General features: G+C 70.9%; 21 protein-coding genes. 11 read left to right on the top strand and 10 right to left on the bottom strand.

Annotation, left to right across the window (positions count from 1 at the left end; all coding sequences use genetic code 11):
• Positions 1 to 36: 36 nt before the first annotated feature.
• Positions 37 to 255 carry a hypothetical protein gene (locus ACFQRD_RS03460; RefSeq protein WP_377020051.1) on the top strand — a complete coding sequence of 73 codons (219 nt, stop codon included), beginning with the start codon at positions 37 to 39 and terminating at the stop codon, positions 253 to 255.
• Positions 256 to 524: 269 nt separating this feature from the next.
• On the opposite strand, the gene ACFQRD_RS03455 is transcribed toward ACFQRD_RS03460, so the two are convergent.
• From ACFQRD_RS03455 to ACFQRD_RS03435, 5 genes are all read right to left on the bottom strand, one after another.
• Entirely contained in the window at positions 525 to 1,100 is a 576-nt protein-coding gene (locus ACFQRD_RS03455) for a GNAT family N-acetyltransferase (protein WP_377020052.1), read from the bottom strand.
• 72 nt (positions 1,101 to 1,172) lie between these two features.
• Positions 1,173 to 2,531 (bottom strand): RNA polymerase sigma factor, encoded by a 1,359-nt coding sequence (locus ACFQRD_RS03450; RefSeq protein ID WP_377020053.1) that lies wholly within the window; start codon positions 2,529 to 2,531, stop codon positions 1,173 to 1,175.
• A 257-nt stretch (positions 2,532 to 2,788) separates the two neighbouring features.
• A complete protein-coding gene (locus ACFQRD_RS03445; protein WP_377020054.1) occupies positions 2,789 to 3,214 on the bottom strand; it encodes a universal stress protein in 426 nt (141 codons plus the stop codon).
• 75 nt (positions 3,215 to 3,289) lie between these two features.
• Positions 3,290 to 4,498, bottom strand: coding sequence for a homoserine O-acetyltransferase (locus ACFQRD_RS03440; protein ID WP_377020055.1), 1,209 nt, complete (start codon positions 4,496 to 4,498; stop codon positions 3,290 to 3,292).
• Positions 4,499 to 4,552: 54 nt separating this feature from the next.
• Positions 4,553 to 5,716 carry a hypothetical protein gene (locus ACFQRD_RS03435; RefSeq protein WP_377020056.1) on the bottom strand — a complete coding sequence of 388 codons (1,164 nt, stop codon included), beginning with the start codon at positions 5,714 to 5,716 and terminating at the stop codon, positions 4,553 to 4,555.
• Between the two features lie 128 nt (positions 5,717 to 5,844).
• Here ACFQRD_RS03435 and ACFQRD_RS03430 point away from each other — a divergent pair, with 128 nt between their 5' ends.
• Positions 5,845 to 6,978, top strand: coding sequence for a polyprenyl synthetase family protein (locus ACFQRD_RS03430; RefSeq protein ID WP_377020057.1), 1,134 nt, complete (start codon positions 5,845 to 5,847; stop codon positions 6,976 to 6,978).
• Between the two features lie 128 nt (positions 6,979 to 7,106).
• Here the strand turns inward: ACFQRD_RS03430 and ACFQRD_RS03425 are convergent, their stop codons facing one another.
• A complete protein-coding gene (locus ACFQRD_RS03425) occupies positions 7,107 to 7,460 on the bottom strand; it encodes an Rv2175c family DNA-binding protein (protein WP_377020058.1) in 354 nt (117 codons plus the stop codon).
• A gap of 202 nt (positions 7,461 to 7,662) precedes the next feature.
• Between ACFQRD_RS03425 and ACFQRD_RS03420 the strand changes: the two genes are divergently transcribed.
• Positions 7,663 to 9,819: a PASTA domain-containing protein gene (locus ACFQRD_RS03420; RefSeq protein WP_377020059.1), complete on the top strand. Its 2,157-nt coding sequence runs from the start codon at positions 7,663 to 7,665 to the stop codon at positions 9,817 to 9,819.
• Positions 9,820 to 9,890: 71 nt separating this feature from the next.
• Here ACFQRD_RS03420 and ACFQRD_RS03415 read toward each other — a convergent pair whose 3' ends face one another.
• On the bottom strand, positions 9,891 to 11,285 hold the full coding sequence (locus tag ACFQRD_RS03415) for a class II 3-deoxy-7-phosphoheptulonate synthase (protein WP_377020060.1): 1,395 nt from the start codon (positions 11,283 to 11,285) through the stop codon (positions 9,891 to 9,893).
• Positions 11,286 to 11,464: 179 nt separating this feature from the next.
• Positions 11,465 to 12,199, bottom strand: coding sequence for a lysophospholipid acyltransferase family protein (locus tag ACFQRD_RS03410; RefSeq protein ID WP_377793857.1), 735 nt, complete (start codon positions 12,197 to 12,199; stop codon positions 11,465 to 11,467).
• Between the two features lie 58 nt (positions 12,200 to 12,257).
• Here ACFQRD_RS03410 and ACFQRD_RS03405 point away from each other — a divergent pair, with 58 nt between their 5' ends.
• Both ACFQRD_RS03405 and ACFQRD_RS03400 read left to right on the top strand, forming a co-directional pair.
• Entirely contained in the window at positions 12,258 to 13,070 is an 813-nt protein-coding gene (locus ACFQRD_RS03405; protein ID WP_377793856.1) for an alpha/beta hydrolase, read from the top strand.
• Complete coding sequence (locus ACFQRD_RS03400) at positions 13,067 to 13,669, top strand: hypothetical protein (RefSeq protein WP_377020063.1); 603 nt, start codon at positions 13,067 to 13,069, stop codon at positions 13,667 to 13,669. Before ACFQRD_RS03405 ends, ACFQRD_RS03400 begins: the two co-directional genes overlap by 4 nt.
• Before the next feature lie 24 nt (positions 13,670 to 13,693).
• Here the strand turns inward: ACFQRD_RS03400 and ACFQRD_RS03395 are convergent, their stop codons facing one another.
• Positions 13,694 to 14,629: an ROK family glucokinase gene (locus tag ACFQRD_RS03395; RefSeq protein ID WP_377793855.1), complete on the bottom strand. Its 936-nt coding sequence runs from the start codon at positions 14,627 to 14,629 to the stop codon at positions 13,694 to 13,696.
• 214 nt (positions 14,630 to 14,843) lie between these two features.
• Between ACFQRD_RS03395 and ACFQRD_RS03390 the strand changes: the two genes are divergently transcribed.
• Genes ACFQRD_RS03390 through ACFQRD_RS03380 form a run of 3 tightly spaced genes read left to right on the top strand, consistent with a single transcriptional unit; the run spans position 14,844 to position 18,710 of the window.
• On the top strand, positions 14,844 to 16,652 hold the full coding sequence (locus ACFQRD_RS03390; RefSeq protein WP_377020065.1) for an AMP-dependent synthetase/ligase: 1,809 nt from the start codon (positions 14,844 to 14,846) through the stop codon (positions 16,650 to 16,652).
• A 55-nt stretch (positions 16,653 to 16,707) separates the two neighbouring features.
• Complete coding sequence (locus tag ACFQRD_RS03385; RefSeq protein ID WP_377793854.1) at positions 16,708 to 18,378, top strand: DEDD exonuclease domain-containing protein; 1,671 nt, start codon at positions 16,708 to 16,710, stop codon at positions 18,376 to 18,378.
• Positions 18,379 to 18,428: 50 nt separating this feature from the next.
• Positions 18,429 to 18,710, top strand: coding sequence for an Lrp/AsnC family transcriptional regulator (locus ACFQRD_RS03380; protein ID WP_377020067.1), 282 nt, complete (start codon positions 18,429 to 18,431; stop codon positions 18,708 to 18,710).
• Between the two features lie 10 nt (positions 18,711 to 18,720).
• Here the strand turns inward: ACFQRD_RS03380 and trpD are convergent, their stop codons facing one another.
• A complete protein-coding gene (gene trpD, locus ACFQRD_RS03375) occupies positions 18,721 to 19,803 on the bottom strand; it encodes an anthranilate phosphoribosyltransferase (protein WP_377020068.1) in 1,083 nt (360 codons plus the stop codon).
• Positions 19,804 to 20,050: 247 nt separating this feature from the next.
• Between trpD and ACFQRD_RS03370 the strand changes: the two genes are divergently transcribed.
• The 3 genes from ACFQRD_RS03370 to ACFQRD_RS03360 all read left to right on the top strand — a co-directional run bounded on the left by ACFQRD_RS03370 (position 20,051) and on the right by ACFQRD_RS03360 (position 22,756).
• A complete protein-coding gene (locus ACFQRD_RS03370) occupies positions 20,051 to 20,782 on the top strand; it encodes a heme-copper oxidase subunit III (RefSeq protein ID WP_377020069.1) in 732 nt (243 codons plus the stop codon).
• Between the two features lie 91 nt (positions 20,783 to 20,873).
• Positions 20,874 to 21,674, top strand: a complete 801-nt coding sequence (locus ACFQRD_RS03365) for a c-type cytochrome (protein WP_377020070.1) — start codon at positions 20,874 to 20,876, stop codon at positions 21,672 to 21,674.
• A gap of 8 nt (positions 21,675 to 21,682) precedes the next feature.
• Positions 21,683 to 22,756: a Rieske 2Fe-2S domain-containing protein gene (locus tag ACFQRD_RS03360; RefSeq protein WP_377020071.1), complete on the top strand. Its 1,074-nt coding sequence runs from the start codon at positions 21,683 to 21,685 to the stop codon at positions 22,754 to 22,756.
• Position 22,757 lies beyond the last annotated feature (1 nt).

Raw genomic sequence — 22,757 nt, 5'->3', positions numbered from 1 at the left:
TCCCCCCGGGCACCTGCGGGGTGCTAGAAAAGGACCATGAATTTGACTCTTGAAGCTCCCCGGCTGACCGCCCACGACCGGTGCGACCGCTGCGGCGCCCAGGCGTACGTCAAGGTGCGACTGGAGGCCGGCGGTGAACTGATGTTCTGCGCCCATCACGCACGCGCCCACGAGGACGCCCTCAAGGGCATCGTCTCCGAGGTCATCGACGAGACCGAACGCCTCCACGCCAAGCCGGAGCCGGTCGAGGACTGATCGACGACCTGTGAGCCCGGAGTGGTCCGCGAGGAACGAGCGGACCACGCAGGGCGAACGGGAGGAGATCAGTCAGCACGGCACAGACTTATCGACGAACTGTGAGCCCGGAGTGGTCCGCGAGGAACGAGCGGACCGCGCAGGGCGAACGGGAGGAGATCGGTCGAGTAGCCACGACCTGATCAGACGGCAGCGTCCGAACGTCGCGAGCCCCGTCCTGCTGAGCAGGGCGGGGCTCGCGGTGTCTCGAGAGCCGAGCGGCTCGCGGGTCAGCTGCCCTCGAGGAGGTCATGCGCCTCGGCCGCGTACTGGACCCAGCTCGTCTCGTGGCCCTCGCGCGGGTTCTCGGTTCCGGTGGCGGTGAATCCCAGCCGCTCGTAGCTCCTCTGGGCGCGCGTGTTGGCGGAGTCGACGTCGAGCGTGAGGTGGGGCCGTCTGAGCTCGAGGGCGAGCTCCGCCGCGGCACGGATGAGCAGTCCGGAGACGCCGCTGCCGCGTTCACGCGGGTCGACCCACATCGAGACCAGATGCGCTTCGTCCTCGCCGATGGGTTCGTCCGGGGTGTATCCCTCGGGCAGCACACCGATGCCCCCGAGCACCTGATCGCCTCGCCGGGCCTGGAGGTGCAGGCGCGGGCCGGCGAGCTCGGTGCGCCATTCCGCCTCGCTGCGGCCCTGCACGTCCTCCAGTCGGGCCCAGAAGGCGTCGGGAGCGTCGCGGAGCATCGCCAGGCGCAGGTCGCGGTGGGCGACCCAGTCCTCCGGGCCCATCCGGATCACGGTCACAGACGCGGCGCCGGGCTCCCCGCAGGGATGCCCGGCGCCGTGCTCATGCAGCGTCGTCACGTCGGTCGGTTCTCTCGTTCGAGCGTGCGGTCCCCTCGAGGGCGCACCCCCGAGCTCTGTCGAGGCGGTGGCTCAGTCGAGGTAGTCGCGCAGGACCTGCGACCGCGAGGGGTGGCGCAGCTTCGACATGGTCTTGGACTCTATCTGCCGGATGCGCTCGCGGGTGACCCCGTAGACCTTGCCGATCTCGTCGAGGGTCTTGGGCTGGCCGTCCTCCAGACCGAAGCGCATGGAGACCACGCCGGCCTCGCGCTCGGAGAGGGTGTCCAGCACCGAGTGGAGCTGCTCCTGCAGGAGGGTGAAGCTGACCGCGTCGGCGGGGACGACGGCCTCGGAGTCCTCGATGAGGTCGCCGAACTCGCTGTCGCCGTCCTCACCCAGCGGGGTGTGCAAGGAGATGGGCTCGCGGCCGTACTTCTGGACCTCGACGACCTTCTCGGGGGTCATGTCGAGCTCCTTGGCGAGCTCCTCCGGGGTGGGCTCACGGCCGAGGTCCTGCAGCATCTGGCGCTGGACGCGGGCGAGCTTGTTGATGACCTCGACCATGTGCACCGGGATGCGGATGGTGCGAGCCTGGTCCGCCATCGCACGGGTGATGGCCTGACGGATCCACCAGGTGGCGTAGGTCGAGAACTTGTAGCCCTTGGAGTAGTCGAACTTCTCGACGGCGCGGATCAGACCGAGGTTGCCCTCCTGGATGAGATCCAGGAAGAGCATGCCGCGGCCGGTGTAGCGCTTGGCGAGGGAGACGACCAGACGGAGGTTGGCCTCGAGCAGGTGGTCCTTGGCGGCGCGACCGTCCTCGGCCACGATCGCGAGCTCGCGACCGGCCTTGGTCTTGGCGATGGACTCGTCCTCCTTGAGCTTGTGCTCGGCGTACAGGCCGGCCTCGATGCGCTCGGCGAGCTCGACCTCCTGGGCCGCGTTCAGCAGCGCGACCTTGCCGATCTGCTTGAGGTAGTCCTTGACGGGGTCTGCGGTCGCGCCGGCGGTGACGACCTGCTGGGCAGGCGCGTCGTCCTCGGTGGCGTTGAAGACGAAGCCCCCGGACTCCTCGACCTTGACGTCGGTCTCCGAGGGCTCCTTCTTGGTCTCGCCCTCCTCGGCCTCGGCCTCGGCGTCGGGCTCCTCGGCCACGTCCGGGGAGGTCTCGGCGACCTTGGCCGCCTTCTTCACGGCGGCCTTCTTGGCAGCGGTCTTCTTCTCGACCGGCTTCTCGGCGCCGTCGGTCTCGACGGCGTCGGGCGCGGCGGCCTCGACGCTCGCGTCGGGCTCGACGGCGGAGTCGGTCTTGGTGGTGCGCTTCTTCCGGGCGGTCGCGGACGCGGGCTTCGCGGTCGACGCGGAACGCTTCGAGGGCGCGTCCGCCTCGGACCCGGCCGCGGCAACGGTCGTGTCAGTGGCGGTCTCGGCGGTCTTGGAGGAGGTCACAGAGTTCCTTCTTCCGGCGGTGCTCCCTGGGAGCGCACCGCCACACTCGGGCGATCAGTCATCTCGGCGCGGCTCGCGGATCCCGCTGGCGCCGTCATCCCGGAACGAACCGGTCTCACGGCGCACGAAGGCACGGTGCCGTCAAGCCTTACGAGTATAACGCCCGGCGCGCGGTGTTATTCCCGGCCCGCCGGGACCGCTCGGCGCCGACGAGCTCGCGGCCCGCCGTGGTGCACCCGCGAGCGATGACGCATCTCTCAGGAGCGTGCGATGGGACCGTCCTCGCCGTGGGCGAATCCATCCTTGACGGTGAGGACCGGGCAGGGGGCACCGAGCACGACACGGCGGGCGGAGGCTCCGAGGTTGAGCTTGCCGATCGGGGACTTCCGGCGCAGTCCGATCACCAGCAGGCTGGCCGAGACCTCGTCGACGACCGTCAGCAGGAACTCGCCGATGTCCTGCTGGGAGTTGCTGCGCACCGCCACGTCCAGGTCATCGGCGCCGGCGTCGGCGAGCGCGTCGCGCACCTCGCCCTCGGAGGCGGCGGCCGGGCCGCTGTCGGGATCGTTGTACTGGTGGGAGGCGATGACCAGGTCGTCCTTGGTCCGGCGGGCGTGCCGGATGGCGGCCTGCAGCGCCGCGCGCCCCTGGCCTGATGGGGAGTACCCCACGACGATGGTCATGCGAACGCTCCCCTCGTGGCTGTGCTGGACTCTCCCGCGTCGTCATCCTCGATGGCGCCGATCGGTCGGGCCAGCTTAATCATCCAGCAGGGCACCGATCCACTCGCCGAGGTCCGGATGCGCCAGCAGGAAGGCGTCGTGCCCGATCACGGAGTTCGCGACATGCCATCGGGCGTCCGGGATGTGGTGGGCCATCTCGCCGACGAGGTCCGGCGGGAAGAGCCGGTCGGAATCTATCGCGACCACCAGAGTGCGAGCTGTGACCCTGGACAGTGCGGCGGCGACGCCGCCGCGATCGCGTCCGACGTCGTGGGTGTTCATGGAGGTCGCCAGGACCAGGTAGGAGTTCGCGTCGAACCGTCGCACGAGCTTTCCGGCGTGGTGATCGAGGTAGCTGGTCACCTGATGCCTGCCTGCACCGTCCAGCGGGTCCTCGCCCGGCTGCGGCCGGTTGCCGAAACGCGTCTCGAGCTCCGCCGCCGTGCGATAGGTGGTGTGCGCGATCCGGCGGGCGATCCCGAGCCCTGAATCGGGTCCCTGACCGTTCGGCTGGTCGTAGTAATCGCCGCCGTGGAAGCCGGGGTCGACGCGGATAGCAGCGATCTGTGCGCTGTTCCAGGCGATCTGGTCTGCCGTGGCTCGGGCCGAGGTGGCGATCAGACCGAGCCGTTCGACCTCGTCGGGATGGGACACCGCCCACTCGAGCGCTCGCATCCCGCCCATCGATCCGCCGATCACCAGTGCCCAGCTGTCGATGCCGAGCCTGTCGCGCAGCCGACGCTCCGCCTCCACCTGGTCACGCACGGTCACCAGCGGGAACCTCGATCCCCACGGGTCGCCGCCGGGCCCCGGGGAGCTCGGGCCCGTGGTCCCCTGGCAGCCGCCCAGCACGTTGGGGGCGATCACGAAGTACCGGTCGGTGTCGACGGGGCGGCCCGGACCGACCATCTCCTCCCACCAGCCGGGGCTGGGGTGCGCTCTGCTCGCCGGGCCGCGCAGGTGGGAGTCACCGGTCAGCGCGTGCAGCACCAGGACGGCGTTGCCGCGATCAGCATCGAGCCGGCCCCAGGTCTCGTACGCCATAGTGACGTCCTCGAGCACGTCGCCCCCCTCGAGGGCCAGCGGACCGATCTCGGCGAAGCGGCGGTCCCCGTCGCCGTGCTCCGGTCTCCACGCTCCCGTCACCGGGGGAGGTTCAGCAGCGGTCCCGGGCTGGGGGGAGCCGACGGCATCGGCGTCGGCAGCGGACCGGTGCCGGGCGCTCCGTGCTCCGAGCATCGTCATCGGCGGCTGCTCCTCCCTGCTCCCCTGCGCGGCAGGGTCCAGCGGTCCTGGGGATCAGGTGCTGGGCCACCAGGCCGGGAAGATCGGCGTGTCGGTCATTCGTGCCAGCAAGGGTGCCAGAGTCGAGTCCGGTTCGCGGCCCCAGAGATCGTCGACGAAGCCTCCCGCGGTGGCGAACCGATGGTTCCACCACGCCAGCATCACGAGCATCGCGGTGAGGCCCCGCCAGGCTGCCCGGGGCGTGGAGCGCCGGGCAGCGGGCGCAGCGTCCATCGCCGCGGCGGCGACCTCACGTAGCTTCTCCAGTGCCTCATACCAGCTCCCACCTGCGCAGATATCAGGATGCGGGGACCACTGGGGAGCGCTGACGAGCACCTGCAGCAGCTCCTCGCGGTCGATGCTGCCGGCGTTGCCGTGTTCGACGCACTGCGCCAGCAGCTCCCAATGGAGGCGGTCGACGGCGACTGCCGAGAGCAGCGCGGAGACGTGTTCACAGTCCGTCACGAAGTCGCTCCCGGCCGGGTCTCCGTGGCCCGTCCGCAGCCTGCCCAGCGCGCCGCGCGCCGTCTCGAACAGCGCTCCGGGGTCGCACGAGGCGCCGAGCTCGGTGCGCGCCAGTGTGATGCTGCGCCCGATCGCTTCGAGCACCGGCTCATCCTCGCGCTCCTGCGGGACGGGGTCGCCGGAGAAGACGGCGTTCGCTGCGGCGCTGGTCTCGGAGAAGCGCTTCAGCGGACCGGGCGGGGAGACGAGGAGGCTCTCGTCCCCGTCCTGCCCGGCGCCTGAGAGGAGCACCTGCCGCGCACTCGAGTCACCCACGGCCCACAGCACGTCGATCTCGAACGGTTCCGGGAGCAGGCGACTGGCGGTGGTCAGGACCAGGCCGCCGGCGAGGATCGAGATGTCGATGGCCACCTGGGGCGCGAGCGGCTCGTAGCCGTCGTCGATGACGAGCAGTGCCAGCGCCCGCGAGCTGCCGTGCTCGCGCATCAGCCCGAGATGGTGCTCGAGGTGCTCCGGCCCTTCGGGAGACATGACGTCTGTCAGGGGTGAGCAGGTCAGCATCGGTGCGGTGCCGTCGCCCGCATGGCCCACCAGGATCAGGCAGTCCGTGGGGATCTCACGAAGGCAGAGACGCGCCTCGGCGAGGAGCTCCGCCGGATCGTCGGGATGCAGGACTCGCGGCCCGGGGTCGCTGGGTGTGGTGTTCGTCGTCATGAGGCGACCCTGCGCCACCGCACGGCCCCGACGGGAGGCGGCGGGCGATCCTGGGGACGGAGCCCGAGTGGGGAGGAACGATGGCAGGACGTGGGAAGATCGTGGGGTCGACGGGAGAGGGAGCATCCATGTCCGCTGTTGAAGCGCCGGCCGACGGCGATCGTCTGCGTGAGCTCGAGAACCGGCTGGTCGATCGGGTCGAAGCGATCACCCGTGCGGAGCTCGCCGCGCGGCGGCGCCAGCTCGAGCAGATCTCCCCGGAGACGGCCGCCCTGGTGGATGCGCTCGAGGACTACCTGCGCGGCGGAAAGCTGCTGCGGCCCCGTTTCTGCTTCTGGGGAGGCGTGGCCGCGCTGGACCGCGAGCCCCGCGAGCAGGAGCTGGATGCCCTCGCCCGCTGCGGGGCGGCGATCGAACTCGTCCAGGCCGCGGCGCTGATGCACGACGACGTCATGGATCACTCCCCCGTCCGTCGCGGGCGGCCCGCCCTCCATGTCGGCGCCGCCTCTCGGCATCAGCGCGACGGACTGGCCGGTTCCGCCGGCGACTACGGCATCGCCGTCGCCATCGTGCTGGGTGATCTGGCTCTGAGCTGGGCCGAGCAGACCGCAGCGGATGTCCCCGGGGATCAGGATCGCCTCTCGCGTGCACGTCGTGAGTTCGACGATCTGCGCACCGAGGTGATGTCCGGCCAGTTCCTGGACATCCTCCATCAGGCGGGCGGTTTCGCCTCGGCGACCGACGCCGAGCAGGCCGCCCTGTCGGTGATCCGCTGGAAGACCGTGCCGTACACGGTCCTGAGACCGGTACGGATCGGGGCAGCACTGATGGGAGGCGACGATGCCGCCCTGGAGTCGCTCGCCGAGTGGGCGGTCGAGGTCGGCACCGCGTTCCAGCTGCGCGACGATCTGCTCAGCGTGGTCGGGGATCAGGACGAGACCGGCAAGCCGACCGGCGGGGACATCGTCGAGGGCAAACGCACAGTACTGCTCGCGCGCACGGAGGCGGCCGCCGACGACGCCGGTCGCGAGCTGCTGGCGCGTGTCATCGGACGGGCCGACGCCGACGCCGGGGACATCGCCGCCGTCCACGAACTCATGACTGCCACCGGGGCGGTCGCCTCCGTGACCGAGGAGGTGACGCAGCGGGCCGGACGTGCACGGGACCTGCTCTCGGCCGCCGCGGAGCTGGGAGATCTCGGCCGAGCCGGGCTGTCGGAGCTCGCGGGACTGGCCACCGACGTCAGGGCGCTGCCCGCCTGAGGCCGGGCCGGACAGCTGACCCGGAGGGCCGACCGAAAGCCTGGTCCGGAGGGTCCGGTCAGTAAGGCCGCACGGAGTGACCGGTCACGCGGAGGGGCCGGTCGATAAGCCCGGTCCGGAGTGTCCCGTCAGAAGGCCAGCGCCTGCGCACGCCGGCGCACCTCGCCGCGCTGACCGCGCCGCAGGTGGTCGATCGGGCGCCCGGGAAGGCTCTCGTCCTCGCTGAACAGCCACGTCAGCAGCTCGATGTCATCGAATCCTCCGTCCCGCAGGACGGTGATCGTCCCGGGAAGGTGCGGGGCCACGCCCTCGTCGGTGAGCATCTCGGCGGGGACCATGCGGACCACGGGATCACCGCGGCGCACCGAGATCAGGTGGCCTTCCTCGATGAGGCGCCGCACGCGCGAGACCTCTACATCCAGTCGCTGGGCGACGTCGGGCAGGGTGAGCCAGTCAGTGATGAGGTCGTCGAGGTCGTTCACGGGTCAAGCGTGCCACGTCCGGGGCCCGCCGTGCACCATGCCGGCGTCACAGCGGCGCCGCTCACGTGACTCATCTGCACTCCCTCGAGAGGCATCACCGGCATCGACCGGTCGACCGGATCGCCCGCCTCGACCGAAATGCCGACGCGCCACGAGTGTGTCGCTGCGTGGTCGGTGCGCATGCTAGGCCTAGATTGACCACGTGAGCGCGGCGACGTCGACTTCCCCCGGCATCAGCCTGCTCCTCGACGACCGCTACCGGGTCGAGGAGCCGATCGCGCGCGGCGGAATGGCGACCGTCCATCGCGGCCATGACGAGCGCCTCGATCGCGTCGTCGCCCTGAAGATCATGCATCCGCACCTCGCGATGGATGAGAACTTCCGCCGCCGGTTCGGCCGTGAGGCACGTGCGGCGGCACGGCTCGCGCACCGCAATGTCGTCGGTGTGTTCGACCAGGGCGAGGATTCCGACCGCATCTATCTGGCGATGGAACTCATCGAGGGCGAGACGCTGCGTGCTCGCATCGGCGAGGTGGAGCGGCTGAGAGTGGCCGACGCTCTCGACGTGACGGCGCAGGTCCTCGAGGCGCTCGTGGCGGCCCACGATGCCGGCATCGTCCACCGTGACATCAAGCCGGAGAACATCCTGCTGGACCACGAGGGGGTCGTGAAGGTCGCCGACTTCGGACTCGCCCGTGCCGTCGGCTCCACGAACTCCTCGGCCAGTGCCACACTCCTGGGCACCGTGGCGTATATCAGCCCGGAGGTCGTCACCCGTGGCCACTGCGACGAACGCAGCGACCTGTACTCGTTGGGCGTGGTGCTGTTCGAGATGCTCACCGGGCGGCAGCCGTTCACCGGGGAACAGCCCGTCCATATCGCCTTCCAGCACGTCCACGACGACATCCCCGCCCCCTCCACGCTGGTCTCCGGCATCCCCCGGGAACTGGACTCGCTGGTGACCTGGGCCGCCGCCCGGCCGGTCGAGCAGCGGCCCGCGACCGCCGCCGATCTGCTGCGGGCGGTGCGCGAGCTGATCGAGACCCTGCCCGCCGCCGTCATGGACGCACGTCCCGAGGAGCGCTCGGACACCGACACCGCGGACACCCCGCGCCTGACCTCACCGCTGGACGACGTGGTGGCCGAGCTCGGTCACGGCCCTCGCGCCTTCCCGGCCGGGATCTTCTCCACGACCGACGACGGCGCCCCGGCGATCGCCTCACGCGGCGAGTCCGCCCGGCCCGGGGACTCTGTCGGCGTGGACGACGCGGACGGGATCGGGCATCCCGGGGAGAAGGACACCGCCGGAGAGGGCGATGCTCCGGACCCCGCGGAGGCCACGGAGCAGGAGGGAACGACGTCTCGGCCCGGGACTCCGGGAGAGGATGATCCGGCGCCCCGCACGGTCGTCCTTCGCGCACCGAGAGCCCGCCGCGGCCGCCACCTCCCCCTCGGCACCCGCCGACGCTCCCGCCCGCTCGCGACGCTGGCGGCCCTGTGCCTGGTCATCGCACTCGCCGGTGGAGCCTGGGCCGGCGGGGACTGGTACCTGAACACGGGCCCCGGCGCCGACCGGACGATCCCGGTCCTGGCCGGCACCCAGCTGACCGATGCGGAGGCCGTTCTCTCGGCCGAGGACCTCAGCACGCGCACCGAGGAACGCTTCGACGACACGGTGCCGGCCGGACACGTGATCGAGGCGACCCCGTCGGCCGGCACCACCGTCAAGAAGGGCGCCAGCGTGCAGCTCGTCGTCTCCAAGGGACAGCAGACCTTCCCCGTGCCCGACCTCGTCGGGATGGATATGGAGGAGGCCCGCAGCGCGGTGGAGTCCGTCGGGCTGGTGCTCGTCGAGGATGAGGCCGAATACTCCGAGACCGTGCCCGAGGGCCAGATCATCTCCCAGTCGCAGTCCGCCGACGCGCTGCCCGAGGGTGGAGAGGTCCACGTCGTCGCCTCGCAGGGGCGCCAGCCGCTGGCGATCCCCGATCAGACCGGGAAGGACGGCGACGCGGCGCGGTCCGCCCTGGAATCGGCAGGCTTCACCGTGACCTCGTCCTCCGCCCACCACAGCAGCGTGCCCGCCGGAGCGGTCATCTCCCAATCACCCGCCTCCGGCACCGGGTACCGCGGTGACACCGTGGAGCTGGTGACGTCACTGGGACCCGAGATGGTCGTCGTCCCGGATGTCTTCCGCAAACCGGAGGCCGACGCCAAGGCGGCACTCGAGGCCGCCGGCTTCGCCGTCACGGTCGAGCACGACCGGGGTGAGCCGGTCTTCGGGCTCGTCTACGAACAGTCGGCAGCAGCCGGTTCCGAGCTCGAGAAGGGCTCGACGGTCACCATCACGGTGTTCTGACCGGCCCGCCGCCGGTGCCGAGACCCGGGCGGGCACCGGCACCGGCCGGCATGCAGGGCACCTCAGGACCCTCAGCGTCGCGAGAGCATCTCCGCGACCAGGAACGACAGCTCGAGAGACTGCTGGTGATTCAGGCGCGGGTCCACGAGCGTCTCGTAACGGCGCGTCAGTCCCTCCTCGTCGATCTCCCCGGCCCCGCCGAGGACCTCGGTGACGTCGTCACCGGTGAGCTCCATGTGCAGGCCGGCCGGGATCGTGCCCAGGCCCTGGTGGACCTCGAAGAAGCCGACGACCTCGTCGAGGATGTCCTCGAAGCGGCGGGTCTTGTACCCGTTCGAGGAGGTGATCGTATTGCCGTGCATGGGGTCGGTCACCCACGCCACCTGCGCCCCGGAGTCGCGCACGCCTTCGACCAGTGCCGGCAGGCGATCGCGGATGGTGCCGGCGCCCATGCGGGTGATGAACGTGAGCCGTCCCGGCTCGCGCTCGGGGTCGAGCTTGTCGATCAGGCGCAGCGCATCATCGACCGACGCGTTCGGCCCGAGCTTGACCCCGATCGGGTTGCGCAGGCGCGCCATGAAGTCCACGTGCGCCCCGTCCAGCTGGCGCGTGCGCTCCCCCACCCACAGGAAGTGGCCCGAGCAGCCGTAGATCTCCCCGGTGCGGGAGTCGATCCTGGCCAGGGCCTCCTCGTAGTCCAGCAGCAGTGCCTCGTGGGAGGCGTAGAACTCCACGACCTTGAGGGCGTCGAAGTCCGCGCCGATGGCGTCCATGAAGCGGATGGCCTTGTCGATCTGCGCCGCCAGCTCCTCGTAGCGGTCGTAGCCGCTTCCGGAGGTGAAACCGCGGTTCCAGGAATGGACCTCCCGGAGATCGGCGAAGCCGCCGCCGGTGAAGGCCCGCAGCAGGTTCAGGGTGGAGGCGCTGGTGGTGTACATCCTCCACAGACGCTGCGGATCCGGGATCCGTGACTCCGGGGTGAAGGCGTAGTCGTTGACCGCGTCCCCGCGGTAGGTGGGCAGGGTCACACCATCCCGTGTCTCCTCGTCCGAGGAGCGGGGCTTGGCGAACTGGCCGGCCATCCGGCCCATCTTCACCACCGGCACGGACGCACCATAGGTCAGCACCGCCGACATCTGCAGGATGGTGCGGATCTTGTTGCGGATCCGATCGGCCGTGGAGTCGGCGAAGGTCTCGGCGCAGTCCCCGCCGGCGAGCAGGAAAGCCTCTCCGCGGGCGGCCGCCGCGATGTGATCGCGCAGCACGTCGGCCTCACCGGCGAAGACGAGCGGCGGAGCGGCGCGCAGGTCCTCGAAGACCTGCGCCCGCTCGGCCTCGTCCGGCCACACCGGCTGCTGCTCCCGCGGATACTCGCGCCACGCGCCCAGCGCCGCCAGGCCGTCGTCGGCCGAGGAGAGCGAGAAGTCGTGGGCGCGGGCAGGGGCATCGGGGCTGTACTGAGTCACCCCCACAGGGTACGCAGTACCCGCGCGCGCGGCCGACCGCTTCCAGTGCTCGGAACCCTGCCTGTGGGAGGCCGGCTCCGCGGCCGGAACCTCGCGAACCGGCCGAGCCCGACGGGGCCGGCGCCGGAGGCGTCCAGCAGTGCGGACGGCGACGGCGCGGGCGCGGTCGCCGCCGTATCTCACACCGCCGTATCGGGTTCCTCGCCACCCAGGGGCTGTCCCGCCGCGGCCTTCATGCGCTTCTTGACCTCAGCGGCGTACTCACCGCTGCGCTCCTGGCCCGAGAGCTCGTGGATCCGGTCCATGACCGCGTCCGTCACGGCCCTGAGCACCTTCGATTCCTCGGCGCCGTCGAGATCCGCGACGATCTCGCGCACATCCAGCGGCTCTCCGATCACGGCGTGCACCCGGGGCCTCCGGCGCGGGAAGTACTTCCGGCCGCGCTGCGCCTCGAACGCGCCCAGCATCGCCACGGGGACCACCGGAGCCCCCGTGGCGAGCGCGAACCGGGCAACGCCCGTCTTGCCCCGGTGGAGACGCCCATCAGGGCTGCGACTGCCCTCGGGGAAGATGCCGAGGACCTTGCCCGCCGCCAGCACATCGAGGCCGGCATCGATGGCCGAGCGTGCGGCGCTGCCCCCGGTGCGGTCCACCGGCATCACGTGCAGGCCGCGCATCACCGAGGCCACGACCCGGTTCAGCGGGGAGCGACCGGCGAAGATGTCCGACTTGCCCAGGAAATGCACACTGCGGCGCACCTGCCCCGGCAGGAAGACCGTGTCGGAGTAGGCCAGGTGGTTGGAGGCGAGGATGACCGGGCCCTCGTCCGGGATGTTCTCGGTGCCGCTGACCGTAGGACGCCAGATCACGCGCACCACGGCCATCACGAGCGGTTTGGCGACCTCGTACAGCACGACGAACTCCTGGGGACGAGGGGATGAAGCATGCGGGCGCGGGTGCGACGATGTACCCATGGCGTTCAGCGAACTGTCCCGCCCCTGGCGCGCGCGAGGTCACTCTAACCCGCGCGGCGGGCTGCTCCTGTGCCACGGCTTCACCGGGACCCCGCAGTCGCTGCGTCCGTGGGCCGAGGATCACGCCGCGCGGGGCTGGGCCGTCGACCTTCCTCTGCTGCCCGGTCACGGGACCTCGTGGCAGGACCTCGCGGGACGGTCCTGGCGGGACTGGTACGGCCACGTGCGCGAGGTCGCGCTGACGCTGTCTCACCAGCACGGCCCGATCGCGGTCGGCGGGCTGTCGATGGGGGGCGCGCTCGCCCTCGCCCTGGCCGAGGATCCGATGCTGCGCGGGCGCCTGGCAGCCGTGGTCGCGGTCAATCCCGGCATCGCCCTGCCTGCGACCGCGGCGGCTGCGGGACTGATCTCCCCGGTGGTGCGCACCCTTCCCGGGATCGGATCCGACATCGCCCGGGAGGGCGGGGCCGAGGAGGCCTACGACCGGATGCCGGTGCGCGCCGTCGCCGAGGTGCGGCGACTGTTCGCGCGCACCCGGCGCGAGCTGGATGCAGTCGAGATCCCGCTGCTGCTGGCCACCTCCCCCGCGGACCGGACCGTCCCGGCCGCCGACAGCGATCTCATCGCCGCGCGGGTCAGCGGGTCCGTCCAGCGACTGGCGACGACACGCAGCCGTCATCTGGTCCCGCTGGATCTGGACGCCGACCTGCTGTTCGAGACCTCGGCGCGCTTCCTGGACGCCCATGTGCCCCGGCCTCTCGACGGCGCCCGGCCGGCCGGCGGTCCGCAGCTCGCCGGAGGCCCGCGATGACCGCCGACCGTCCGAACGCGCATGATCCGCGCGATGTCGACGCCGAGTTCGCGCGCATGCTCGAGAGCGAGGGCATGATGCTCAACCCCGGCGAGGCTCCCCACGAGCCGGCGGCCGAGGACCACGGCCCCCCACCACGGGACCCGGACGAGGACGGGGACGCGCCCGCAGACCAGGACCCCGGCACAGGCGGTCCGGACGAGGACGACCTGTGGTCCTTCAGCGCCGACTCCCCGTCCGAACCGCCCAGTGCGGAATCGCGCGCCCGCTCCCGAGCCGCACATCCTTCGGCCGGGCCGCCCGACGTGGCCGACGGCGTGCGCGGCACCGCCGGTCCGCGCGAGCTCGATGACGACGAGGTGCTCTACGGCGACTTCGAGCCGCCGGACCCCGATCTGCCGGAGCCGTCCTCCGGTGCGCTGTGGTCGTGGACCGCGCTGATCGGTGGATTCGTGCTGATGCTCGTGGTCACCGCAAGCGCGACGCTGCCGGACTTCCTCGCCTGGCTGGGAGGGCTCGCGGCCATCGGTGGCCTGGTGTCCCTGCTCCTGCGGGTACCCCGCAGCAGGGACGGCGACGATGACGGAGCCGAGGTCTGAGGGCTGGGGCCCACGGCAGAGCCGTCAGCGAGCCAGGTCGGCGGCCCCGACGATCCCGGCGCGGTTCCCCATCTTCGCGAGCACGAACGGCGACAGGTCCCGGTGCGTCCGGGCGGTGAGGTTCGCGGCGTAGGCGCGGCGGGCGGGATCCAGCAGGAGGTCGCCGGCCGCCGCGACGCCGCCGCCGACCACGATCACCTCGGGGTCCAGCAGCGCCGAGATCGACGCCATACCCGTCCCGAGCCAGGTACCGATCTCCGCGATCAGCTCCTGCGCCCCCGGATCGCCCTGCTGGGCGAGGCGAGTGATCAGCGGACCGTCGATCTCCTTGCGTGCCCCGCCGGCAGCCTGCACCAGCGGGCCCAGCAGCGGGTCGCCCGCCGAGGCCCTCCGCTTCGCGGTGCGCACCAGAGCGGTGCCCGCCGTGTACTGCTCCAGGCAGCCCTTGCGTCCGCAGCCGCACCATTGCCCATCGGGCACGGCGGTCATGTGCGCGACCTCGCCCGCGAAGCCCCCGCTGCCCCGCAGCAGCCGGCCGTCCAGGACGATCGCCCCACCGAGGCCGGTCCCCACGGTCACCATCAGCATGTGCGCCGCCTCGGTGGCCGCCCCGAAGCGGTACTCGGCCCATCCGGCGACGTTCGCGTCGTTCTCCACCACCACGGGAAGGCCCGTCAGTCGCTCCAGCTCGTCGGCGAGCGCGCGGTGACGCCACGCGAGGTTGGCCGCGAACTTCACGGTGCGACGGTCGGCGCCCACGAACCCGGCGGCCCCCACGCCGACCCCGACCACGTCGTGGTCGGCCCTCAGCTCGGCGACGGCATCGGCGACGCCCGCCTCTATCAGCTCCGGCTCCGTGGCCGGCGTGCTGCGCGTGGTCGTGGCGACGATGGCGCCGTCCTCGTCGACCACGCCGGCGGCGATCTTGGTGCCGCCGATGTCCACTCCGATGGAGAGCATGCTGCTCCTTCTGCGTCGATACCCCGTATGTCCGGCCCTGTACGCGCTCTCGCCCGTGCGCAGGCATGCTCGCTGATCGGCCAGCCGGCCCGTCAGCCTGCTGTCGTACATCGTAGATCGGCCTGCCGTAAGATCGTGGTCACCCCACCAGCGCTTCCGGGCAGGCGGCCGGTACGCCGGGCACGAGCGCCCGGCCCGGATCGAAGGAGATTCGATGAAGCAGTACACCACTGCCCCACAGCATGAGAGCCGGCCCGACGAGAACACCACCGATCTCCTCCTCGGGCGACTGCGCTCGAACCCCTCCGTGCCGATCTTCGAGCACGCGAACCCCGACGGCGGCTACACCCCGATGGCCACCGCCGACTTCATCGAGGACGTCAAGCAGGTCGCCAAGGGACTGATCGCCGGTGGGGTCGAGACCGGTGATGTGGTCGCGATCCTCTCCCGCACCCGCTACGAGTGGACGCTCGCCGATTGGGCCGTGTGGTGGACCGGAGCGGTCAGCGTGCCGATCTACGAGACCTCCTCCCCCAGCCAGATCCAATGGATCGCCTCCGACTCCGGGGCGCGCTACGCCCTGGTCGAGGCGACGAGGCACGCGGAGGACGTGGAATCGGTGCGCGGCGAACTGCCCGCGCTGGAACGCATCGGCGTCATCGAGGACGGCATCCTGGACGAGCTCAAGCAGCGCGGCCGCGATGTCAGCGACGAGGAGCTCGAAGCCCGGCGCACCTCGCGCGGCCTGGCGGACGTGGCGACCATCATCTACACCTCGGGCACCACCGGCCGCCCCAAGGGCGCCGAGCTCACCCACGCCAACTTCGTGGACACCACGCGCAGCGCCCTGAACCTGCTGGGCACGCACGTGCTGCCCCCGGGGTCGCGGATGCTGATGTTCCTGCCGATGGCGCACGTGTTCGCACGGCTCATCTCGGTCCTGGCCGCATCCTGGCCGATCACCACCGCCTTCACCCCGGACACCAAGAACCTGCTGCCGGATCTCGCCGCCTTCAGACCCACCTTCCTGCTCGCCGTGCCGCGAGTGTTCGAGAAGGTCTACAACGGCGCGGAGGCCAAGGCGATCGCCGGCGGCCGCGGCAAGATCTTCAGCGCCGCGGCCGAGACCGCGATCGCCTACTCCCGGGCGCAGTCGAGCGGAAAGGTGCCCCTGCCCCTCAGGCTCCGGCACGCCGTGTTCGACAAGCTGGTCTTCGGGAAGCTGCGTGAGGCCATGGGCGGCCAGGTCACCTGGGCCGTCTCCGGCGGTGCGCCGCTGGGCGCCCGCCTGGCCCACTTCTTCCGCGGTATCGGCGTGACCATCCTCGAGGGCTACGGCCTGACCGAGACCACCGCCCCGATCTGCGTGAACCTGCCCTGGGCGGTCAAGCCGGGCACCGTGGGCCCGCCGCTTCCGGGATCCACGGTCGCCATCGATGACGACGGCGAGATCCTCGTCAAGGGCGTCATGGTCTTCAAGGGCTACCACAACAACCCCGAGGCCACCGCCGAGGCCCTCCGCGACGGCTGGTTCCGCACCGGGGACATCGGCTCGCTGGGCGAGGACGGCACGCTGACCATCACCGGCCGCAGCAAGGAGGTCATCGTCACCGCGGGCGGCAAGAACATCTCACCCGCCCAGCTCGAGGATCAGCTGCGGGCGCATCCGCTGATCAGCCAGTGCGTCGTGATCGGCGATCAGCGGCCGTTCGTCGCCGCCATCCTGACGCTGGACGCCGAGATGCTCCCGACCTGGCTGAAGAACAACGGGATGGAGGAGATGACGATCGCGCAGGCGGCCCAGGACCCGGCCGTGCGCGCCGAGCTGCAGACGGCCGTCGACAAGGCCAACCAGTCCGTCTCCCGCGCCGAGTCGATCCGCGCGTTCGAGGTCATCGAGACGGATTTCACGGAGGAGAACGGCTATCTCACGCCCTCGATGAAGCTCAAGCGCAACGTCGTCGTCCAGGACCTCTCCGAGGTCATCGAGCGCATCTACTCCGGGTCCAAGCCGGTGTCCTGAGCGCCGGGACCATCGGGCACCTCCGATGGTCAGGGCCGCGTCGTAGTCTGCGGCCATGTCCGCGCGCCGCCAGCTGAGCTTCGATGATCTCGGCACCCCGCTGGTAGACGCCACCCTCGTCGTCGTCGACCTCGAGACCACCGGCACCGACCCGAGGGCCGACGCCATCACCGAGATCGGGGCGGTCAAGGTGCGCGGCGGGGAGGTGCTCGGCGAGTTCCGCACCTTCGTCGATCCGGAGCGCCCGATCCCGGCGTACATCGCCTCCCTGACGGGGATCTCGGACGCCTCGGTGGCCGGTGCCCCGTCGATCCGCACAGTGCTGCCGATGTTCCTGGACTTCGTCGGCGACGCCGCCCTGGTGGCGCACAACGCACGGTTCGACATCTCGTTCCTGACCGCCCAGGCCGCCCGCTGCGACATCGGGTGGCCACGGCCGCTGGTACTGGACACCCTGGCTCTGGCGCGGACGGTCTTCCGGCGCGACGAGGTGCGCGACCACAAGCTCTCCACCCTGGCGGCGCACGTCGGAGCGAGCATCACCCCTGACCACCGGGCGCTCTCGGATGCCCGGGCCACGGTGGACGTCCTGCACGCGATCATCGACCGGCTGGGACCGCGCGGCGCCGCCACCCTCGAGGACCTCTCCTCCGCGCATCGCCGCGCCACACCGGTGCAGCTGCGCAAGAAGCACCTGGCCGAGACGGTTCCTTCGGTTCCCGGCGTGTACCAGTTCCTCGACGCCCACGGAGGCGTGCTGTACGTGGGGACCTCCCGGAATCTGCGCTCCCGGGTGCGCACGTACTTCACGGCGGCCGAGACCCGGCGCAAGGTGCTGGACATGCTCCCGCGCGCCGAGTCGGTCGACGTGCTGGAGTGCACCACGCCGACCGAGGCCGCGGTGCGCGAGCTGCGGATCATCGCGGCGAAGAAGCCGCCGACGAACCGGCATGGGCTCTCCCCCGAGAAGGCGGTGTGGCTCCGTCTGGGCTCGGGCTCCGAGGGGCTGCGCACGGCACGGATCGCGCGCCCGGAGGCCGACGGCTCCGCCCAGATCGGCCCGCTGTCCTCCCGGCACGACGTCGAGCCCCTGCGCGGGCTGCTCACCGACGCGATCCTGGGCCGCGGGGCGGCGTTCGAGCAGGCCTCCGGGCGCGGTGCCCGCGCCGAGGCCGGGCACCGGGATCGCATCCGCCGGGCGATGCTCGTCGACCCCCGCGAGATCCTCGACCATGTCGCCGCCCGCATGCGAGGCCACGTCTCGGCCGGTCGCTACGAGGACGCCGAGAAGCTGCGGCGCCTGGCGGGGATGTACCTCGCGGCCGCGCGTCGCGCCTCCCGGCTGCGGGCGATCTGCGAGGTGCCGCTGCTGATCGCCGCCCGGCCCAGCACGGAGGGCGTGATCGGCGGGCGCGGATGGGAGCTGCTGGCGGTGCGGCACGGCCGTTTCGCCGGCACGGCTCTGGTGCCCTCCCACGCCGACCCCTTGGCAGTCGCGCGCTCCCTGGCCGTGACCGGCACCGGGGAGGCGGAGCTCGCCGCCCCGCTGTGCCAGGGCTACCACCAGGAGGCGGAGATCCTGCTCAGCTGGCTCGACGGCGAGGGCGTGCGCACGGTGCTGATGGAGGGCGAGTGGCATGTGCCCGCGAGGGCTCGCTTCGACGCCGAGCTGCTCGCGGAGCGCTTCGCCCGGACGACCGCACTCGCGGCGCCGATCGCGGATTAGGCTCGGAGCACACGTCCCGGCGCGCCCTGCGCCCCGTCCGAGGAGAAGCCATGATCACCGCCATCGTCTCGATCGTCGTCGAGTCCGCCCGCATCCCCGAGGTCGCCGAGGCCGTCGTCGATCTCGACGGCGTCGAGCAGGTGTACTCGGTCACCGGCGACGTCGACCTGATCGCCGTCGTGCGGGTGCGCCGTCACGAGGATCTCGCGGACGTCATCGCGGGGCATCTCGGGAAGGTCCAGGGCATCCTCGACACCACGACGAACATCGCCTTCAAGACCTACTCCACGCGTGATCTGGACGCCGCGTTCGACCTCGGCATCGAGGGCTGAGCCGACGGCCTCAGCCGTCCTCGGCGGCAGCTTCCCGCGAGGCGATAGCCCAACGCCGGACCAGCTCCGCAGGACGCCCCGAGTCCAACGCGTCCCGGGCCTCCGCGAACGCGGCTGCGAACCGCTCCTCGAACCCGTCGGCCGCCGCCTGATCGATCCCGTCGAAGGCGAGCACGCCGGCCGCCGCGTTCAGCAGCACCGCGTCACGGATCGGCCCCATCCGCCCGTCGCGGGCCCCGGCGAAGAGCTCCCGAGTCACCTCCGCGTTCTCCTCGGCGGTGCCGCCGCGCAGCGCGTCGTGGCCGCTGCGCGGGATACCCAGCAGGAGCTCCGGGTCCAGCGAGTGCTCACGGACCTCGCCGCCTCGCACCTCCCAGACGTCGGAGGCAGCGGTGACGGTGAGCTCGTCGAGCCCGTCCTGGCCACGGAAGACCAGGGCGCTGGTGCCGCGAGCGGCGAACACGCCGGCGACGGTCGGCGCGATCGTGGCGTCGGCCACGCCCACCGCACTCGCCCGGGGCCGGCCGGGATTGGTGATGGGACCCAGGATGTTCATCACGGTGGGGATGCCCAGCCCCTTGCGGGCCTCCGCAGCGAACCGCATCGACGGGTGGAAGACCTGCGCGAACAGGAATGTCATCCCGATCTCCTCGACCAGATCCTCGACCACGGGGACGGGCAGGTCGAGGCGCACGCCGAGCGCCTCGAGCACGTCGGCCGAGCCGGATCTCGAGCTCGAGGCCCGGTTTCCGTGCTTGACCACCGCGCGGCCCGTCGAGGCGATGACCATGGAGGCCATGGTGGAGATGTTCACGGTATGAGCCAGATCGCCGCCGGTACCGACGATGTCGACAGCGCGCGACGGGGCGCGCACCGGCCGCGCATGCGAGACCATCGCATCCGCCAGAGCTGCGAGCTCCCCACTGGTGACGCCCTTGGCCTGCAGCGACACCAGGAACCCGGCGAGCTGGACCGGCGTCGTGTTTCCGGACATGACCTCGTCCATCGCCCACGACGCCTCGCCGGCCTCGAGCTCTTCACCACGCACGAGGCGCGACGTGATCCGGGGCCAGGTCGGGATGTTCTCGTTCATGCCCCGATCATGGCACTTCGGGACGCCCGGCCGTCGCGAGGATCACGGATCGGATCACGGAGCGATCACGACCCCGCATGCGGCGATCACCTGCACCGATCCCGCGAGCCGGACGGAGCGTGTCCCCGTTCGTGACAGGCCGTCAGGAGGGATATGCTGACGTCGTCCGCCCCGGGGCGCTGCCCCGCGGTGTGGTCGGGCGTCGTGACCCGGCACGCCGAATCTGACGACACGACATAATGGTGACGTGACTACTGCGACCCTGCCTGAGCGCTCCGCCGCCGCTGCCCCAGCGGTAGGCCGCCCGAACCCGACGCAGATCGGCACGATCGTCTGGCTCGCCAGCGAACTGATGTTCTTCGGCGGGCTGTTCGCCATGTTCTTCACGTTGCGCTCGATGGCGCCGGAGACGTTCGCCGACGGCGAGGCGAACTTCACTCACGGCTTCGCCATGGTGAACACCATCATCCTGGTCGCCAGCTCGTTCACCTGCCAGATGGGCGTGTTCCTGGCCGAGGGCCAGTTCCCCTGGGGCAAGCCCTTCGCCCCGCGCAAGGCCCGCACCGGCTCGATCTTCAACGTCGCCGGGTGGGGCATGATCGAGTGGTACACGCTGACCTTCGTCATGGGCGCGGTCTTCGTCTCCGGGCAGGCCTACGAGTACACCGAGCTCATCCACGAGGGCGTGACGCTCTCGTCCTCCCCGTTCGGCTCGATCTTCTACCTCGCCACGGGCTTCCACGGCATCCACGTCGTCGGCGGCCTGATCGCCTTCCTGATGGTGATGATGCGGTCCTTCATGGCGGAGTCCTTCACCCAGCACGAGCAGGTCTCCGCGATCTGCATCTCGTACTACTGGCACTTCGTCGATGTGGTCTGGGTGGGCCTGTTCTTCGTGGTCTACCTGCTGGATCCGATCATGACCGGCACCAGCCCGGGCCACGCCGTGCCCGTCGACTTCGACTGGAGCATCTTCTGATCCCCGCGCCCGCACAGGCTCCCCCGCCTGGTGCGCGCCGCAGCTCCCCTCCCGCCCCTGCTCGTCCCCTCCACGAATCGAGGTCCGAACCGTGAAGGCACTCGCCGCACGACGTCATCATCCGATGGCGCTACTCGTGATCCTGCTGCTCGCCCTCGTCGCGACCGGCGGGCTGTACGCCGCGTTCCAGCCGCAGACAGCCCAGGCGGAGACCTACACGCAGGACGACGTCGACGCCGGGGAAGCGCTGTTCCTGGCCAACTGCGCCACCTGCCACGGTCGCAGCGGGCAGGGCCTGACCGACTCCGACGGCAGCACCCTGGGCCCGTCGCTGATCGGGGTGGGTGCCGCGGCCGTCGACTTCCAGGTCGGCACCGGTCGCATGCCCATGCAGAACTCGGGCGCACAGGCGCAGCGCAAGCCCCCGCAGATGAACGAGGAGCAGACCCGTCAGCTGGCGGCCTACGTCGCCTCCCTCGGCCCCGGCCCCGCAGTGCCCGACGAGGAGTACCTCGACACCTCCCAGGGTGATGCCACCCAGGGCGGAGAGATCTTCCGCATCAACTGCGCCATGTGCCACAACGCGGCCGGCGCCGGCGGTGCGCTCACGCGCGGCAAGTACGCCCCGGAGCTCGAGGGCGTCGAGCCCAAGCACATCTACGAGGCCATGGACACCGGGCCGCAGAACATGCCCGTGTTCAACGAGACGAGCCTGACCCCCGAGGACAAGCGCGACGTGATCACCTACCTCGAATCCCTCGAGGAGACCGGGTCACCCGGTGGCATCTCCCTGGGCTCACTGGGGCCCGTGACCGAAGGCCTGTACGCCTGGACGATCATCCTCTCCCTGCTCCTGTCGGTCGCCGTCTGGCTGGGGGCGAAGGCGAAGTGAATGCGAGCATGAATCACGACCACGACGGGGCCTCCCCCGACTCCCACGCCCGCGGAGCCAGCGCTGTCGCTCCGAAGGAGGGCGGAGGATTCCCGAACCCGGGCCTGCCGCCGCACGTCCATCGACAGGCCGACGAGTCCCCCGCCGCCGCCAAGCGCGCCGAGCGTCTCGTCGCCGGGATGTTCCTGCTGTCCGTGCTGGGCACCGCGATCTTCATCGCCGCGTATTTCGTGGTGACCCCGACCGGCACGAACCTCTTCGCCGCGCAGGCGAGCCCGGAGGCGCTGTGGTGGTCGAACCTGATCACCGGGCTCGGCCTCGCGATCGCCGTGTTCTTCATCGGCGCCGCGGCTGTGCACTGGGCCAAGACCCTGATGCCCGATGAGGAGATGGTCGAGGAGCGCCACGCGATCCGCGGATCCGAGGAGACCCGCGAGGTCGCCGCCGGAATCATCACCGACGGGCTGAACGAATCCGGCATCGGGCGTCGCCCGGTCATCGTCACCGCCATGGTCGCCGCCATGGCCGCTCTGCCGGTCGCGGTCCTCGCTCCGCTGTCCACCCTCGGCCCGCTGCCGGGGAACAAGCTCCACCACACCTTCTGGGGCGAGCACCCGGGCCAGCGCCTGGCCCGTGACCACGACGGCACGCCGATCCGGCTGGCCGACGTCGCGATGAACTCGATCTTCCACGTCATGCCTGAGGGCCTGACGGAGGAGACGCCCGATTTCCTCGAGGAGCGCGCGAAGGCGGCCGCCGTCATCGTGCGCATCGACCCGAAGCTCGCCCAGAACGAGGAGAGCATGAAGAACGGGGTCGAGGGCATCCTGGCCTTCTCGAAGATCTGCACCCACGTGGGCTGCCCCGTCGCGCTGTACGAGCAGCAGACGCACCACATGCTGTGCCCGTGCCATCAGTCCACCTTCGACGTCACCGACGGCGCCAAGGTGATCTTCGGCCCCGCGCACCGCCCGCTGCCCCAGCTCCCGATCGAGGTCGACGACGAGGGCTACCTGGTGGCCAGCGGCGACTTCCCCGAGCCGATCGGTCCCAGCTTCTGGGACATCCACAAGGACAAGTGAT

Source organism: Brachybacterium sp. GCM10030268, from assembly GCF_042666305.1.
In the GTDB taxonomy this organism is placed as follows: Bacteria; Actinomycetota; Actinomycetes; order Actinomycetales; family Dermabacteraceae; genus Brachybacterium.
This window is presented reverse-complemented; position numbering and strand designations above follow the sequence as displayed.